At 65.9% G+C, this 302-nt stretch carries 1 protein-coding gene; it reads right to left on the reverse strand.

What is annotated here, in order from left to right:
- Positions 1–302 (reverse strand): sulfatase/phosphatase domain-containing protein (locus tag A3764_RS21300; protein WP_150122375.1); only part of this gene is annotated, 302 nt, incomplete at both ends.

The following is a 302-nucleotide window of genomic DNA, read 5'->3' on the forward strand; positions in this document are numbered from 1 at the left end:
GCCACTTCCTCGTCCGACATGGTGGTTCGGTTCGCGCGGGTGCGGAACCACAGGAAAAGCTCCTCGCGCAGCGCGCGGCGGGTCTCTTCATGGGCCGGGTCGTCGCCGAGGTCATGGAGCTCCTCGGGGTCGGTTTCCATGTCGAAAAGCTGGGGTCGGAAGCCTTCGAAATGGATGTATTTCCACCGCTCGGTGCGGATCATGACCGAGCGCGCCTCCGACGGGGCCCGCCCGAGAAGCAGCCGCGCTTTCTGGAAGGCGTAATCGTGCTCGGACACCGCCGCCTCGCGCCAGTCTACCGT

The organism is Sulfitobacter sp. HI0129 (assembly GCF_001635395.1).
In the GTDB taxonomy this organism is placed as follows: Bacteria; Pseudomonadota; Alphaproteobacteria; order Rhodobacterales; family Rhodobacteraceae; genus Sulfitobacter.